Here is an 18589-nt window from a genome sequence, read left to right on the forward strand (position 1 = left end):
CTTTATGATTAAATTTTTTATACTAATGAATTCATTTTCATAATCAGGGACAATAAATCAAATTCCTGTCCCTGATTTCAAACTTATTTAACTATGATTCTAGTAGATAACCCTGTTTTTAGGCTTTTGATGAAATAACTTCCTGATGCAAGATCTGATATAGAAATATCCGTTTCAAAACCTGCTGTATCCAATTGTTTTATCAGAAGTCCGTTCATACTAAAAATTACTACGCTGTCATAGTCAATGCTGGATTTCAAGGTAATTTTACCAGTTGCAACTGTTGGAAATGCATAAAAATCTCCTAACTTTTTCCAGCGCCCGTAAAGCGTAAAGTTTTCTTTCTGTTTACTGTCAAATCCACTTATTTCTTTTCCGTAAGCGCTGTCAGAATACCATCCTAAAAAACGATAACCTACGCAAGAAGCCTCTTCAAGTTTATAAACAGTTCCCGTTTCTACGCTTGCTTTATTAGGATTAACTGTTCCTGATGGTAAGTTCATATAAGAGATGTTATAGAAAGTAGGCGGCACAACCTCATCGGCTTTGTTATTACCTCCTGCTCCCCAAAAAGCATATAAAATTTGGTTTCCTGTTGCAGTAACTGCAATTTCTTTTAAAGAATTAGGCACTGTGGCAGAAGTCGACCATCCGAAAAATGTGTACCCTTTTAAAACTGGAACGGGCAGCGTTAATAATGTACCCTCAGTATATTCTAATGGAATTAAACCCGTTAAAGCTTTACCGTCAATTGAATTCATATAGGAAATTGTAGATTTTACAACTGGTTTTGCGTCGGGTTTGTTGTTTCCGCCTTCGCCCCAAAAAGCATAAAACACTTGATTTCCTGTTGCTGTTGCTGGAATACTTTTAATTAATCCAGGCGAAGTCGCTGTACTTGACCAGCCAAAAAAAGTGTATCCTTCTAATTTTGGTGTTCCTAAATTGGTAATTGATCCTTCCATAAATTCAGCTTGTGAAAGTGTTATGGGTTTTCCATCGATAGAATTCAGATAATTTATTGGTGAAAATTTAGCATCTGCTTTTAACCATCTCAGATCTCCCAAAGCGCCGCCGCCGATACCTGCTGCTGCTAATGGAGAATTTTTAGAAAAACTAAAATTTCCCTGTAGTGGATTAGGATATGAAAGTGCTGTCATACCTAAACCTGTCAATGTTTTAACATTGGTTTCTGTAACGGCAATAGTTCCTTTTGTCGATTGAGAAGATACTCCTGTAAAAAGATTGTTGTCTAAAACTGCCGTTCCTGCGCCATTGACATTGTTAGAATAGAACATATAAATCGCTTTCGGATTTTCACGTTCGTCCTGCATAATATTATTCTTGAAGGTGAAAGTTGATGTTTTACTGTATTGATTATCTATAAATACAAAACCATTTCCTTCCTGACTGCAGGCATTATAAATTGTATTATTTTCGATCGTTACATTTATTGGCTCGTTTACATTATCTTTTTTCTGAAGAATTATAAAGTTGTTTCCTTTTGAATAATTGAAAATGGTCGAGTTTTTAATCGAAACCGAATTTACAATATGTGAATCTGGCTGGATAAAATTACCCCCTTGAGCGGTGCTTCCGTCAATTAAACAATTATCTAAAGCAATTTTTGAAATTGGATGTTCACTAGTTCCTTCTGTTATTAATAAACTTTGTTTGATTCCTTTTATCGAAGCGTTTTTAATTTCAAAATTAGACAAACCTGCTCCTTTTTTAAACTGCATTACATTAGAATCAGCATTTGTGAAATCAAAATCTACACCATTGAAACTGAAACTTCCGGAGAAGATTTCTGGATTTTCTGAATAAAAAGATCCAGCAAAAACAGGTTTTGCACCTTCATCTGGAACAAATGTATATTTATGATTTTTCACCGCTAGCGGAGTACTGGCTGTGTACGTACCGCCAGCCATAATAAACTTTGTACCATCTTCTGCTGCATTATATTTCTCAACAAAATTTTGCGGATTTACATAAACATCTAAACTTCCGTTTTGAGTTGACGTAATACTATACACAAGGCTGTTGATGTAAACTTCAATATTGGTATAAATGCCATCAACTGTTTTTAAATTACCATCGGCAGCACTTGCAGGATTCAATCCTTTTTCTGTTTCCCATTTATCCGGCATACCGTCTCCGTCTGTATCTAAAGGTGCTTCGCCAGTAGGAAGAACCGGCCATCCGCCAGCTGCTGATGGCGTATCGATATAACCGTTTGTACTTCCGTTACCGCCATTCATAACACTTGCAGTTCCAGAGCGAGTATCATCTACTGCTCTTTTATCTACAGCATCTCTGTATAAATTGGCACCTGCATTTTCTAAAACCAATTCGTATGCTTTTGTGGCAGTATGAGTTGTTATTTCTCCAAATGAATGAGGAACATCAATTTTTAATGCTGCTTTATCAGCGTCACTTACCGGCAGCTGACTGCTGTGAAACTGACTGTAAACACCATAAGTCCAGTTATCCTGAGTGGTTCTTGGAGAACCGACAACATAATTACCGTCTACATAATATTTACCCCAGATTCCATATAATGGAGAAGTGGCATCTAAACTTCTTCCAGTTGATAAAATACGTTCTTTAGTAGAATTAGAAGTTCCAGGGCCAGGTTTCCAGTAATTATTAACCAGATTCACATTCATAGCGTCTCCGCCGTAACAACTGTTTCCTCCCCAGTTGTATATGACGTTGTTACGAATATCAACTAAATCGGTTTTTGCAAAAATATCGTTAGCATATTCTCCCAACCTTGGATTACGGCTGTCATGATGCGCTAATAAATTATGGTGAAAAGAAGCATTTTTACCTCCCCAAACACCACCGTAACCGTGAGCTCCTTTGGCATGAACTGAATTACGTAGACTTTCGGAAATGATACACCATTGAAGCGTAAAGTTTTCATTTTGGTAAAAAGAGACACATTCGTCTGTTGACCAGCTCATCGAACAGTGATCTACAATAATATTTTTCTGGAAACGTCCGCCTAATGCATCATTTTCTACATCATGAGTATCTCCCATTCTAAAACGTAAATAACGAAGAATTACATTATTTCCTCTTACTTTAACATTGTAATCTTTTATCGTAATACCACCGCCTGGCGCTGTTTGTCCGGCAATAGTGATATTATCCGTAATATTTAATTCACTTTTCAATTCGATATTTCCAGATACTTTAAAAACAACAATTCTCGGACCTGCCTGATTTATGGCATCACGAAGAGAACCTGCTCCCGAATCATTTAAATTGGTTACATAAATTAGTTTTCCGCCGCGGCCTCCTGTTACGTATTTACCGTAACCTTCTGCTCCTGGAAACGCAGGAACGGTTTCTGTACCTCCGCCAGTAGTTTCTTTTTTCACTTCAATCTTTCCTTCTCCTGTAAAAAACTCAGGATTTGTGGTTTTGTCATAAAGTCCTTCCTTAAAATCTACTCCATTTATAGTAAGCTTTTGAACATTCAAAACAGTATTTAATGCCGCTTTTCCATTAGCCGTTATATTCAAATTTAAGTTTGACCCTGCGGCGCGTTCATGACTAAAAATTACGTAATTATCCTGACCAACGTTTATTGTTCCAGAACCAAAAGCATTTGCAGATGCTCCATCAATTGCAGTTGGATAATTTAATGCTGGGAATTTTGTACTTTTTTGAGTTAAATCCCAAGTTCCGATAAATTCACTATTATCTCCCTTTAAAAGTAAAATTCCTGTATTTGGATTAACTCCCTGCCCTATATTTATTGGAATAATAGTTCCATTACCCGAAACTGGTCCGCTTAGAGTCATTATGGTTTGATTGGCTATTCCTGAAATCATTTCAAATTTCACATTTCCAGAAACTACTATTGGAGCTTCTAACGTCATTCCTGCACCGCTTGTATTATAGTATACGCGTGTTCCGTCTTTAAAAATTAAATTTCCTGTGGCTTTATGAGCACCTCTTAATCGAAGTGTGCCTGCGCCAGAAAAAATAATATCAGCTGGAAAAACAGTAGCTGTTGTTTCTATTTCTTTTGTGCTTGAAACAGTTTTACCTGCAACTGGCATTTCAGCTGGACTGAAATTTGCTGCATTATCCCAGCTTTTATTGACTGCTGCTGTAAATTCATAATCAAAATTTGTTGGCGGAGTTACTTCATCAGGTTTGTTATTTCCTGCTGTTCCCCAAAAAGCATATAATGTTTGATTTCCTGTTACTGTAGCTGCAATTTCTTTTAAAGAATTGGGTACTGAAGCAGAAGCTGACCACCCGAAAAAAGTGTAACCTTTTAAAGTTGGAACTGGCAGTGTTTGAGCTGTACCTTCAGTATATTCTATTGGTGTTAAACCTGATATAGCATTACCATCAATCGAATTTAAATAGGCAATAGAAGATTTAACAGCTCCGCCAATTGTCATATTAATAGTGCTTACATCACTTAATCCGCCATATTCATTTGCAGCTTGTATGGTGTATGCATAAGTACCTGCTGTTTTAGAAGTTTCTACATAACTTGCTTCAGTCGTAATGGCTAAAATCTTTCCGTCTTTACTCACAACATAACACATTGCATATTGATTTTCATCCCATTTTAAAGTGTTATTTTCAGCAGCAATAAGATTAGCTGGTTTTGTAACTTGTTCTACAACTCTGCGCGGATCCCATTTATCTGTACCGCTCAGCACATTTTCGATTGTGAATTCATCTGCTTGAGCTTTTGTCAAAACTGGATTATAATTTCCTGTCTGCGAAATGCCATTTACTGTAAATGTATTGGTTCTGTTATCGGTATTAACAGCAATTCCGTTTCCGTTTACACTATTGTATTCTGCAAAAAGTGCTGGATATGTTCCCATATTTGCCCATCCAAGTACATTGGGTTCATTTATCATTTTGGTATTGAGATAAACTGCTCTTGGTGAATTCTGCCACGGACGCCCTAAATAATAACTGGCTGAAGCAGTAATGGTATTATTATTAAAAATATAACCATATTGTGTAGCTGCATCGTGGTTTGGTGCTACGATATAACCGGGTGCAACAGAAACCAATTTACATTCTTCAAACCAATGTGTTCCTCCTCCGCAGATAAAATCGACATCTCCCTCAATGGTAGATTTATAGTAAAAACTTCTTTTTCCGCCTGTTACCTGCGTATCTTGTTTACTTCTTAATCTAATTCCATTATAAACATTACGATCTCCTGCGGGATTTAGTGCAGGTTTTTGTCCAGAATTTATAATTCCGTCTTTGTGTTCTATCGTAATATTTTCCATGTATAAATCATTGGCTTCGATAGAGAGAACGGCATTTTTAATTCCCTGACCTGGATTTCCCTGAAAGATTACTTTGTCTTTGGATTGTGCAACCAAAGAAACATTGTTTTTTCCTGATGGAAGTTTCAATACAATATCCTGCGGATTTGTACCATCTCCACCCAAATTATAGGTTCCGTTGGTAATTAAAACCAAAAATCTCGATGCAGAGTTATTAGGCGCTGCGTTAAATGCTTCGGCTATGGTTTTTACATATTTTCCAGAAGCAAGCTGTTCTGTAGTAGCATCAGCATCGACAATTAAATCAAATTTTCGTTTAACCGGAATTGGTTTTTCCATTGTTTTAAACGACAAACTAATCGCGTCACCATTATTACCGGAAAGGTCTTTTACAAATCCTGCAGGTATACTAAAAGTATATTGTTTATTATATTCTAATCCGAAATAACTAAATTTTACCGTTTTATTTACGAATTCGGCAGTTAGATTTTTTCCGTTTAAAACTGCTTGTCCAGAACCTAATTGAACTTGTTCGTTAAAGTTCAGAATGATATTTCCATTTGCGCCAACAGCTAATGAAGCTTCTGCTGGAAACGAAGATTCGAGAACAGGTGCGTTTGTATCTGTAACCAAAACCTCATCGGCTTTAATCATCACATTAGATAAAATCGTAGCCGTTACATCGACAGCAGATCCGTGTTTGGGTCCGTTAATATTTGGAAACCATCTCAGGTATATTTTTTCTTTACCTTCTGCTTCAGCAGGAAGAATTCCTCCAATAGAAGTAATTGTATTAGTATTGATGGTCGTTAATGCCGAAACATTAACAAAATTTACGCCGTCTAATGAATATTGAAAAGTCCATTCATCAGCTCCATAATAATAGCCAAGCAGTCCTGAGGCAACATTAATATTTTTATAACCAACTGTAGAAAGCGTTGTCATAAAATAATAGAAATTTCCTCGCTCTGTATTCCAGACGCAAACCCCATTTTTTCCGCCTCTGTTTTGAAGTCTTACATTAGGCGCAAACACATTGTCGGCAACATTGTAAGCAAATAATTGAGGTTTATTTTCTATTTTAGAATAAAGTTCTGCTACTCTCGGATTAGCATATTGGTCATTTTTGAATGTCCATCCCGCAATAAAATTTTGATTGGCATAAGTTCCTGTAACTGTTTGGTTTTGATCCATAACCACAGAGGTACTTAAAGAAGTAGAACCATCAGACCAATTGCTGAATTTAATAATATCATTTTCAACAGCCGTAATGGTAACATTTGTTCCTTTTTCGTACACCGAAAATGCACCGTCTTTTCCAGCTGGAGCAAGAGAATAATCTCCTAATCCGAATGCTCCATTAACATTAACGGTCAGGTTATAAGTTGGAATTGTTTCGTACTCTGCAATAAGAGTTGTATTGTCATTGATGGTATAGGTTAAAGGATTTGCTGTTGAAACTACAGCGCCTTTATCATCTATCCATTGTTTAAAATTATATCCGAAATTTTTATTGGCAGTTAATTTTAATTCGGTTCCTTTTGCAAATGTGCTTCCTCCAGGATTAGTAACAACAGTTCCTGATGAAGCAGGATTAACACTTGTGGTTAGTTTATAAGTAATCGCATTAGAATTTTCGGTTATTTTTTCAAAGTAATCTAAATTGAATAAATAGCCCGTTCCTAATCCTGTAAAAACCAGATACAAATCGTATGTACCTGTTGTTGGCGTAATGGTGGTAGAGAACTTTTTATAATCAGAAAATCCAGTACTTCCAGAGACAACAGCTGTTCCTATTAAAGTTCCTGTTGCAGATCCTAACCTCAATTCGATATTACCTCCTGCTGAACCCGCAGCGGCGATATCAAAACGAGTTACAAATTCGGTAAACTGGACGGCATTAAATTTAATCCACGTATTATTTTTAATGTAACCTACGTTTCCTCCTCCCGAAAGAGAAGCATTGGTTTCTGCCCTCGCCCCCGAAGCCTGATTAAAAGTTTCGGCTTCAATTCTCTCAATGGTCTGAGAGAACCCCATTACTGTAAACAGTATGAGGAATAGGTGAATAAATTGTTTTTTCATTTGGTTTTTGGTTTTAGTTAGTAATAGTTTGTCAAAAGAGTTTTTATTCTTCTTCACACTCTTTTGACGGTTTATAAAAATTTTAATTTAATTCTTTCATTCCTTCAAAAACAAGCCTTGCAACTTCTACAGCACCTTTGGTTTGAAAGTGTGTATTGTCTTTTTGACCATTTGGATAAGCTTCATATAATCCTGCGGGTAAATTCATAAAATAGTTTTCACTCACATAAGGCTGTCCTTTCTTTGTAAAAAAGTCCATTGATTTCTGGTTTAAATCGATAATCATTACGTTCATTTCTTTTGCAATTTCTTTTACAGCGTCAGGATATAAACCATGAATATTCTGCAGTTTACCTTCTTTCCATGGAAAATTTCTAGATACTGGAGTTATCAAAATTGGTTTGGCTCCTTTTGCTCTTGTTTGTTCAATAAAAAGCCTTAAGAATTCTTTATATCCTTCAAGATTAACATAGCGTTCTGGTTTGTCTTCAGCTGCATCGTTATGACCAAACTGCATTAAAACCAAATCTCCCTTTTTGAGATTTTCATAAACAGAACGCCATCTGCCTTCCTGAAAAAAAGTACGAGTGCTTCGGCCGCCTCTTGCCCTATCATCTACAAATGCGCTGTCTGTTTTGATTAATTTATCGATCTTTTTTAAGCTGTCTTTGACTAAAAATTGCTGAAACACTTGTCCCCAGCCTGTAACTGGATATCGGGTTTTCATGTAATCTTTTCCTTCTTCGTAATTATTGGCATAATTAGCTACTGTGGAATCGCCGATTAAATAAACTGTGGTTACCGCTTTCGATCTGGTAAAAGCCATTATCAAGACTGCTAGAGTCATGCTTACTAGTGGAATTACAAATTTTGTTTTCATATTATGTGCTAAATATTTTAGTTAAAAAATTGTCGATGTATTGAATTGTAGGCTCAAACCACGGATTAAAAAGACAAAATGAATGAGGGGAATTTTCAAATTCATGAACTTCAGAATAGATTGCGTTTTCATTCAAAACCTTTCTGTAATCGTTTCTTCCTGCGTGCATTCGTGCTATTGAACTATTGATAAATAATGTTGGCGGTGTTGATGCATTTACATAACTGAGAGGAGAAGCAGCTTCCCAAAGTTTAGGATTGTCTTTTCTGGAATAACCAAGCCAATAGGTTCCTGCCGAAATGTTTTTACTGTCATCTCCTTCACTGCTTTCAGAATGTACAAATGAAAGAGTGCCATCGATACTCACCACAGCATTCACCTGAGATTTTAAATTTGAATGGACTACCATGCCTTCAAAAAGCGGCATATTTGCTGTCGTGCCCATAAAAGCGGCCAATTCGCCTCCTGCCGAAAATCCGAGAGCAGTTATTTGATCTGGATTGATATTATACTTTACTGCATTTTCTCTTACCCAGCGAATGCATGCTTTGAGATCGTAAATCGCTGCGGGAAAAAGCGCTTCTGTAGAAAGTCTGTATTCTGGCGTAAAACACACATATCCCAGGCTTGCGAGTTTTTGTGCCATTTGATGATGCTGCTGTCTGCTTCCAGAACGCCAGCCTCCGCCATGAATAATGATAATTGCGGTTTGTTTTTTCTTGACATTTTTATCATAAAAAACATCCAGTTTCATTTTACGTTTTCCGTAACTGCAATAAGTTATATCTGTTTGCCGCATCACATTATCAAAATGCAGTTCTGGAACTCTCGTCGTTTGCGGAAAATATTTAAGTGTTTTCTTAAAAGCACTTACATTGGTAAACGAAGTATCCCTGACATTTGTAATGCCTTTTAAATACTGAGCGTTTATGTTTTGAAAGAAAATCATACAAACCCCAATAATTACTGCGCTAAGATTTTTATTTTGAAATTTCATTGTCCATATCTTTAACTTATTATGATTTATATGATTTAAAAATGAATTATTTAATTGCTGGTTTCCAATCTCTCAAAACAGCTTTCATCGAATAATCTTTTTTAAATTCTTCGGATGATAATACATGAGACCATTTTACGCGGGAGGATGTATTTCCTCCTGTTCCTGTAGACAAATATTCGGCATAAAAAGTGGTCTTTTCGGCTTCTGGTTTACCCCAGTTGTGCCATCCTTCTGGTTTAATGTGTGGTTCCATTTCGCATTTTAGAAAAACAGTTCGCGCATAATTGCGCCAAGGTCTTCCTAAATAATAAGTGCTGTTTCCCGAATTTGTAGTCAACTTGCAATTCAGAAATACAAATCCATACGGATTAGATTGAGGCGTATTGGCTGCAGTTATATAGGAACCGCCTTTCTTGGCAAAGATTTCACATTGATCAAAAACAGCTGTTGAACCTCCAAAAATAAAATCGGTTGTTCCTTCGATATAACAATTTTTATAGTACTGCCTGCTGGTATCTGCACGCGGATATAGTGTATCTTGGAAACCTAAAAATCTGCAATTTTCAAAAATAATTCGATCGCCGTCAATTCTCACTGCTACAGCTTGTCCTACTGGTCCAGATGAATTTTCAAAAGTTATATTTCGTGCTTTAAAATCATTTGCTGTAATTATAAAACTCGCCGATCCAGAAGTTCCAATTGTTCCGCCTGCACCATTCGGTTTGGAAGCATAATCATCATAAGTAAGAATTACTTTTTCCTTGCTTTCGCCTATTAAAGTAATATTGTTTTGGTTTAAAACTACTTCTAGTTTTTCTTTGTAAACACCGTTTTTAATGAAAATTGTAGTTTCGGTTGTTTTTAATAATGCAACCGAATTCAAGGCAGCCTGAACTGTTGTAAAATTCCCAGTGCCATTGGCATCTACAACAATATCGTACGATTTGAGTTCTTTTGGAGCTTGAGTTCTTATAGCATCATTTGCAAATGAAACATTCGTAAAGAAAATCGAGACTGCTAAAAATCTGAATAGTATCATTTTGTTTTCTGTTTTAATCCACAACTTTCACTTCTCCTTTAATCGACTCTAGAACTTTTAGATCTTTATTCATAACCATTTTCTTTCCGTTGGTTTTTAATGAAATATCTTTTGTTTCTAAACCGCCAACCCAAAACATCTGATTTTCGCCAGTAGATTTCAAGCCATCCAAACTCACATTCTGACTATTAGAAAAACTTACGGCAATTCCTGGTTTGTCTAATCTTAAATCAAGATTTTTAAAAGCAATTTTGCTTGCGTAATTCATCTGAATACCTACATCTGAACGAATGATCATATTTTCAAATTCGATATTAGTAACTGGCATTTCGGGAATTCCCATAATTTTCAAAGCCTGAGAAGCTCCGTTTACATAGATATTTTTAAAATACATATTTTTAAATGCAGGAGTTTCTTCTGAAACTGGTTCTTTTGCTACTGTTACTTCTCCTGTATCTTTATCTTCTGAGAGTGATTTTCCGAAATAGTATAAATTGAAATTGATGGCATCAGTCGGAATATTATTCATTCTGATGTCTTCCATCCAAATATTTTCGACCACTCCGCCTCTGCCTCGAACCGATTTAAAACGAAGTCCGCAGTCTGTACCATTGAATGTGAGGTTTTTAACGAATATATTTCTAACATCTCCAGACATTTCACTTCCAATGGTAAAACCACCGTGTGCATGATAAACTACACAATCTGTTATTACAAATAATTCTGTTGGTTTTCCGCGGTCTCTTCCTTCTTTATCTTTTCCGGATTTGATACAAATCGCATCGTCACCAACATCAAAACGGCAGTTGGTTACCGATCCGATTCGGCAGGATTCTAAATCCAGGCCATCGCCATTTTGAGAATACCACGGATTTCGAATTGTTAAATTTCGTATGGTAAGATGCTCACACATTAATGGGTTGACATTCCATGCTGGAGAATTTTGAAAAGTAACGCCGTCTAAAAGCAGTTTTTTGCAATTCACTAAACTTACCATTACGGGACGAAGCGCTTCTTTGTAAGGCTCCATGTTTTCTATGGTTTGTTTTTTAGGATGTTTATTTCTTTCCTCATTTCCTTCATAAGCGCCTTTTGAAGGATACCAGATTTTACCATCTTTAGACAAAACTCCACCAGATTTTATCAATTCGTCCCATTGTCCTGCAGTCATTTTACCCATTTTGACAGGCCTCCATACAGCACCATTTCCATCAAAAATACCTTGGCCTGTAATCGCAATATTTTCTAGGCCAACACCCATAATAGGCGATTCGCATCGAATTACTTTACTTCCTTCAAAATAAGACTCTATCAGCTTATATTGTTTTAAATCGCTTGTAAAAGAAATAAAAGCGCCATTTTGGGTATGAAGGTTTACATTGCTTTTCAGTTTTATAGGGCCTGTTGTCCATAAACCAGCAGGAATTACAACCACACCTCCACCTGACTTAGAGCACTTTTCGATTGCTGTATTAATGGCATTTGTACAAAGTTGCTCGGTGTTGGGCACTGCTCCAAAATCAACAATATTTAAAGTGTCTGTTTTAAATTTCGGAAGCTGTACTTCTGGCATTTTGAAGGGAATTTTTAACCCCGAATCTGCCTTTTTTTCTGTCACATTTTGAGCTCCTTTCTTTTGACTCATACAGGAAAAAGCAGCAAAAAGAAATGCTGCTAGAAGAATTGTTTTTTTCATTTTTATCATAACCAATTGTATAATGTGATGTATTATTTTTTGTCTGAAAGCATTTGCAGTTCAATTCCAGCCATTATAAACGGACCGACAGCTTTTGCATCATCATCTCTTATGGGTTCCGAAATATAGTATTCGAATGAACCGTCACGATCTTGAGGATTTTTTCCTCCTAATCCGGCAACCGCACAGCATTTGGTAATCGATATTGTGCCGTCTGGATTTTCTTTTATAAACTCTTTTAGAATTCCTTTGAAACCTTTTTGCGCCGATTTAAGGAATTTTTCTCCGACATAACCTTTGTTATAGGCTTTCGCAAACGAATACACAAACATGGTTGAGCAGGTAGATTCCAAATAATTACCTTTTCGTCCCGGCTGATCCATGACCTGCCACCACACGCCTGTTTTGGAATCCTGTGCTTTTAATACAGATTCATATACCTTTTGAAGAATTTCTATTAAATTTTTTCTTTTGGGATGATTCTCTGGAACAAAATCTAATATGTCTACCAATGCCATACAATACCAGCCTTGTGCACGCCCCCACACATGGGCAGAAGTTCCAGTGTTTTTATCTGCCCAAAACTGAGTTCGTTTCTCATCATAACCGTGAAAATTCAAACCTGTTTTGGCATCAAAAGTGTGTTTTTGAATAAGTTCTGCTTGTAAAATCGCATCGTCAATTGCTTTTGGATCATTAAAAACAAATCCATATTGAGCAGCAAAAGGGTCTGCCATATAAACACCATCGAGCCACATTTGCCACGGGTAACTTTTTTTGTGCCAATAACCGCCATCAGAAGTTCTTGGATGCGTTTCTAATTGTTTGTGAAGCACATCCATTGCGATTTTATATCTCGTATCATTCGTTTTCTTGTAAATTTCAAAAAGAAGTTTTCCAGAATTCACTAAATCTAGACTGTATTTTTCAAGCTCGTAACCACCGCCAATTTTACCTTCTTTATCAATAAGCTGTTCTGCGTATGAAAGTCCGTAATCGTAATATTTTTGTTCTTTCGTATAATCATATAATTTCTGATTAGCAAGTGTAACCAAACCATTGGTGTAATTCCATTTTGGAAATTTTACACCATCAAGAAATACAGGATTCGGAACACGTTTTTGGTCAGAATCAGCCATTTTCTTTGCCCACTCGATTGGCGTTATTCCAGATTTTTCTTTTGATTTTAATTGTCCAAAGGATATTAGAGGACAAACAATCAAAAAGAATGCATAATATTTCATTTTTTCTTTCATAACTTCTTAATTACCTTCTACTCTAAACCAGTCATAATCGGCATAACTGCTGTCGTTTACCGCTTTTGTTCCTGTGGCAAAAAGACCAATTTTTGCGCCGACCCATCGTCCTGCAACAGGTTTAAAAGAATCACCTAATTTTTTGAAATTCTTTCCATCGATACTGTAATAAAAAGTAACTCTGGCATCAAACGGTTCTTTGTTCTGAATCATCTCCACTTTAGCGCGAAGCTGTACTTCTTTTTTATTTATCAAAACTGAGGCAATATCTTTTTCACCTTCTTTAGCAGTTCTCGCATTTTTCATTGTACGCTGCACCAGATTCAGATTTCCTGCTTTATCCTGTTCGATTGCGATATAAGAATAGTCTTCACCAAATACAATTAAACCAGAACCGCTTACTCCTGCTTCTGGATTGTTCTCGAAAGTCAGTTTTGCAGTTGCTGTAAAATTATCGCCTGGAAATTTTTGCAGTAAAAGGTTGGGCGACATCCACATTGTGTTGGTATTTTCATCGCGTGGAATACAGTTTAAACGCATAAATCCTAGATTTGCAGACGACCATCCCCAATGTTTAGCCGGGTCTTGATTGGCCTGCCACTGCCATTGTAATCCAAGTTGATGTCCATCAAATTCATCAGAAGAAACCAAGGGAGTTGCAGGATAGTTTTTGCCTACATTTGGTTTTGTCCATTCTAAAACCGGTTCGCCAATACCATCTTTATTAGAATCTATTCCCATGATAGGCCAGTTGTCTTTCCAAGTAACAGGCTGTAAATTGACTACACGTCCATATGCCCAACGATCTTGAAAATGTATGAACCATCCATCACCATTTGGCGTTTCTACGTAACCTCCCTGATGTGGTCCATTCATTACTGTATTTCCTTGATGCAAAACTATTTTAGACTCATAAGGACCCCAAACATTTTTAGAGCGCATTGCCAATTGCCATCCAGGTTTTACACCTCCAGCGGGAGCCATAATCCAATAATAACCATCACGTTTGTACATTTTAGAACCTTCAACTGTTGTGTGGCCGTTGTGTCCATCAAAAACCATTGCGGCATTTCCAATTAGTTTAGTGCCATCTGACGTAAGTTCAGACAGCATTAAAACTGTTTTTACATTGGCACGACTTCCTGCAAAAGCATACGACAAATAGGCTTTTCCATCTTCATCCCAAAACGGACATGTGTCAATAATTCCTTTAGCTTCTTTGACTAAAACGGGTTCTTCCCAAACACCTTCTGGATTTTTGGTTTTGACCATGTAAATTCCGAAATCTGGATCTCCCCAATAGATGAAATATTCTCCATTGTGGTAACGAATAGAGGGAGCCCAAACGCCATCACCATGACGAACAGTGCGATAATGCTCAATAGGAAATTGATTTTGTAATGCATATCCAACCAACTGCCAATTTACCAAGTCTTTGGAATGAAGAATAGGAAGCCCGGGAATACTATTAAAACTGGATGCGGTCATATAATACCCCTCTTTACCTGCACATACATCGGGATCCGAGTAATCTACGTGTAAAATAGGGTTCTTATATTTTCCGTTTCCTAAATCGGCATTCCAGCCTTGAGCTTTTACTCCCAAATAACATAATAATCCAAGGGAAAGCAGTAATTGTTTGAATTTCATTTTTTAATTGTTTTTGATATAATTCATTGATTCGTTTAGGTTAATCAGCATCGAACAGTACATAGAAGTATCCTCAACCACAAGGATACTTCCTCAGTACTGAAACCACTTACTTAATTAACAAAAACTTATGGGAGCCATCTCGTATCTCCTACTTTGTTGGTTACAATTGGAGAATTAGAGTCTTTAATCATTAAATTTCCGTTTGCTGGATCGACAAATAAATTTTGTGCACTAATGCCTAAATCTGTTCCTTGTATTCCAGCGGCACCAAGCAGATAATCTGTTGTGGTGTAATTATTGCCGTATGTCGTAGGTGTGTTGGCCGCAATTGCCTGAATCACTTTACCGCAGGCAGAGGCCAGTAACACATTTTTAAAGATTAAAGTTGATCCTACTGCAGATGGTATATTGATTAATGATCTGTTATAAGCATAATCGTAAATGGTAACATTTTGATATTCCAAATGAATTGGATATGCAGATGTTCCATAATCGAATAGGTTTTTAAAGTTTCTATTTTTATCTGTTGTTTGATAGTAATCTCTCATAAAAGTACAATTTGAGAAAACTGCTCTTTTTACATTGTCAGCTCCGGCAGAACCAAAAGCAAATGTACCGTAAGGTCCTGTGTGGCCTCCAACTTGATCAAACGTACAATAGCTCATATCAAAATTTCCGATTTCTTTGTATTTTCCGTTTCCTTGATGTCTCCAGAAGCCTCTTTTGAAATAGTTGAAAACACAGTTGTAGAATGTGATAGATTCTACTGTCCAAGAAGTTCCACTATTAAAGAAATAGCTGGCATCTATAGTTTGGTAAAAACGAATATTTTCAAAAGCCAGAGATGATAAGTATGATCCTTCTGCAATATTCCAGTTTCCGTTCATTTCAATCTGTGGGCGTTCTCCTTGTGTTCCTCCTGTCAGCTTAAATCCTTTTGATATGGTAAACGGAGTAATTTTGAATAATGAACCTGCTTCAAGGAAATATTCTGTTCCTTCTGGAACTGTTGGATCGTCGTTGTTAGTTCGCAGCAATGCATCTAAATCCATTCCTTTTGTTACAATAATAGTAGAAGCTGACGGTCCCGCAGAACGGAAAGAAACCTGATTATAAGGTTTATCATAACGTCTTGGTTTATTGTTATCAAAAATATTAACGTTATACAAAGTGTTTTTTTCTAATCCTTCAACCTTTGCTTCTCCTTTACTCATTTCATCAGAAGTTAATTTACGCCCGATAGCAGGAAGTTCTGCAGACTGAGCTGGCTGAACCGATATACTGTCTACTGGATTTCCAGCAGAAACTGCCCATGTTACAGTTACATTTGTTTCGGTAATATTCACTCTTTCGACTGGCTGTAAAATAGGATCGAATGGCGGACGGTCTTCTGTCAGAGCACTTGAGTAAGCCCATTGTGAATTATGATCTCCGTTAACGTGATTCGATCTTACTCTAATATAAAACTGGGTTTTATAAGGAATGTCGTCCATCAAAATTTGTGTATCAGTAATGGTATACGATTTGTACAAACTTTTATAATAGTTATCCAAATGAAGTTCTACTGTATAAGACGCTGCATCATTAACTTTGTACCACACCACAGCTATTGAATTGCTTTTTACTAATGGAGCAGGAAGCACGAATTTTGGCTGGAATAAGTCTTCGACAGGTTTATAACGAAACTCATCTGTATCGCAGGATTTTAGCATTTCTCCACAGACAATTAAGCCCATAAATGATAAAATATAAATTAATGTTCTAAAATTTTTCATACTACTATTCGATTAAAAATTAAAACCATAAAAATTTTGAATGGCTCCTCGATGATCTGTAATTACCTTGGAAGGATAAGGACATAAATAACGTAATGGATCATTTGGAGATACAGATGAAGCATTGTTGTAATTGATAAAACCTCTAAAACTCCATTTAATATCATTTCTAGGTTCATAACTTGCAGTATCATTATTTAATGAATACCAGCTTATCGCAAACGGAAGTTCTGTATAACCAGCTGGACGTGCTTGTAGAATTTCATCAATACCTTTAATATCTAAAATGGTTCTGCCTGAGTTTGCAGGATCTGGAATATTTTTATAATAAATACTTCCTGGAACTTGGTCTATTCCCGGCACATAAGCTCCATTTGCTACGCGTCCCCAGTTAAGCAGTTTATAATATTGATTGTAAATAACTTCACTAAATTTATTCCAGCGTGCTAGATCGAATTTACGTTTGCTTTCGCCTCCAAATTCCCATTTACGCTCATCCATAATGGCTTTAAAAAACAACTCTGGAGATGATTTAGCTTGTACATAATTGTCTACTTTGTCCTGCCAGTTAGACTGCGCAAATGCTCTTCGACGCACTCGTCTCAAACATTCTTTGGCATCTTCGCGCGGACCAAAACGTTCGTTTACGGCTTCTGCATACATTAATAATACATCTGCAAATCGCATCCATGCGTAGTTTATACCTGTTCCTTTTGTGCTGGTGCTTCCTAATGGATCTGTCATAAATAATTTCGACCATTTTCCTACTGCTAAACGTGCTAAATCCAGACGGATTACCTGATTCAGGTTTTGATCGTATGATAGTGGTGCACATGTAATATCTCTTCTTAAATCTTTATTATCAAAAGAATAAAGATACTCTCCGCATAAACTTAAATTTCCTGATGCGCTTCCGTATGGATGATTTCCTTCAATAATTGGAACTCCAACAAAATAGCCATATTCTCCTGATGAGTTTTTTAGCATCGGCAGCGAAAATATCACATCGTCATTAACTGGGGTTTCCCAATTATTTTGTTTTACCCAAAAATCTCTGAAACTCAATTTTAAATCGTGCTGTCTACCTTGGATTACTTTATCCAGATATTGAATGGCAATGTCATAATACTGCTCGTAATTTTTACCTCTTTCCATGTGCCCAATACTTGCAGGATTGTTTTCGTCAGGGCGAAGTGTCCATCCTCCTCTTGTAAGTGCCAGCAAACCAATTAAACTTTGATTGAAACTTCTCGATGCGCGTTCTACTCCATAATCTAATTCACTTGCATTTTTCATTAAAGGTTCAACCGATTTTAAATCGTCGATTAAAAATTCAAGAATTGTATTTCTATCGGTAACTCCCACGGCAAAATTTTCGTCTCCAGTTGAGGATTTTGTTCTAAAAACAACATCTCCCCAAATACGAATCATGTCTAAATAAACCATCGCACGAAGTGTTTTTACTTCACCATACATATGCATAATATTTGACGGCTGTGTTTTAGGATCTGAATTATATAGTTCTGAACTTTCAATTCCTTCAATTACATCATTTGCTGTATTGATAATTTTATACATCGCACTCCATGTCGAATTTAAGGTTGTCCAATACGGTTTTGGATCAAAACAGGCAATATCCGACCCGTTTCCGTTTACTGTATTGGTTGTAACTCCCGACATTTCGACATCGGTATTCATATTAAAAACAAAGGCCAGACGATTTGAATAAGCATCATCGGTAAGCATAAGCGTGTACACGCCGGCAACTGCAGATTGTATGTCTTTTTCTGATTTGAAAACTTCTGCCTGAGTAAAACCTGTTGCAGGCTGTACATCTAGATAATCTTCGCAGGCTGTAAAAGTCAGCGCAAAAATTAACAGAAAACTTAATAATATCTTTTTCATCTTTTTGTGATTTAA

General features: G+C 36.5%; 9 protein-coding genes. All 9 read right to left on the reverse strand.

Going from position 1 to position 18589, the window contains the following annotated elements; genetic code table 11:
* Nucleotides 1–83: 83 nt before the first annotated feature.
* A complete protein-coding gene (locus tag QMG60_RS19250; RefSeq protein ID WP_281866089.1) occupies nt 84–7370 on the reverse strand; it encodes a pectinesterase family protein in 7287 nt (2428 codons plus the stop codon).
* Between the two features lie 82 nt (nt 7371–7452).
* Nucleotides 7453–8250: a rhamnogalacturonan acetylesterase gene (locus QMG60_RS19255; protein WP_057116378.1), complete on the reverse strand. Its 798-nt coding sequence runs from the start codon at nt 8248–8250 to the stop codon at nt 7453–7455.
* 1 nt (nt 8251) lies between these two features.
* Nucleotides 8252–9247, reverse strand: a complete 996-nt coding sequence (locus QMG60_RS19260; RefSeq protein ID WP_281866090.1) for an alpha/beta hydrolase — start codon at nt 9245–9247, stop codon at nt 8252–8254.
* Nucleotides 9248–9293: 46 nt separating this feature from the next.
* The gene (locus tag QMG60_RS19265; RefSeq protein ID WP_281866091.1) at nt 9294–10289 is read right to left on the reverse strand and encodes a pectinesterase family protein; all 996 of its coding nucleotides are present in this window, start codon (nt 10287–10289) and stop codon (nt 9294–9296) included.
* A 13-nt stretch (nt 10290–10302) separates the two neighbouring features.
* The gene (locus QMG60_RS19270; protein ID WP_281866092.1) at nt 10303–11985 is read right to left on the reverse strand and encodes a glycoside hydrolase family 28 protein; all 1683 of its coding nucleotides are present in this window, start codon (nt 11983–11985) and stop codon (nt 10303–10305) included.
* A 32-nt stretch (nt 11986–12017) separates the two neighbouring features.
* Entirely contained in the window at nt 12018–13241 is a 1224-nt protein-coding gene (locus QMG60_RS19275) for a glycoside hydrolase family 88 protein (RefSeq protein ID WP_281866093.1), read from the reverse strand.
* A 6-nt stretch (nt 13242–13247) separates the two neighbouring features.
* Nucleotides 13248–14891: a glycoside hydrolase 43 family protein gene (locus QMG60_RS19280; protein WP_281866094.1), complete on the reverse strand. Its 1644-nt coding sequence runs from the start codon at nt 14889–14891 to the stop codon at nt 13248–13250.
* Nucleotides 14892–15019: 128 nt separating this feature from the next.
* Entirely contained in the window at nt 15020–16669 is a 1650-nt protein-coding gene (locus QMG60_RS19285) for a DUF5123 domain-containing protein (RefSeq protein ID WP_281866095.1), read from the reverse strand.
* 12 nt (nt 16670–16681) lie between these two features.
* A complete protein-coding gene (locus tag QMG60_RS19290; protein ID WP_281866096.1) occupies nt 16682–18574 on the reverse strand; it encodes a RagB/SusD family nutrient uptake outer membrane protein in 1893 nt (630 codons plus the stop codon).
* Nucleotides 18575–18589 lie beyond the last annotated feature (15 nt).

The sequence above is a fragment of the Flavobacterium sp. GSB-24 genome, from assembly GCF_027924665.1.
Taxonomy (GTDB): Bacteria; Bacteroidota; Bacteroidia; order Flavobacteriales; family Flavobacteriaceae; genus Flavobacterium.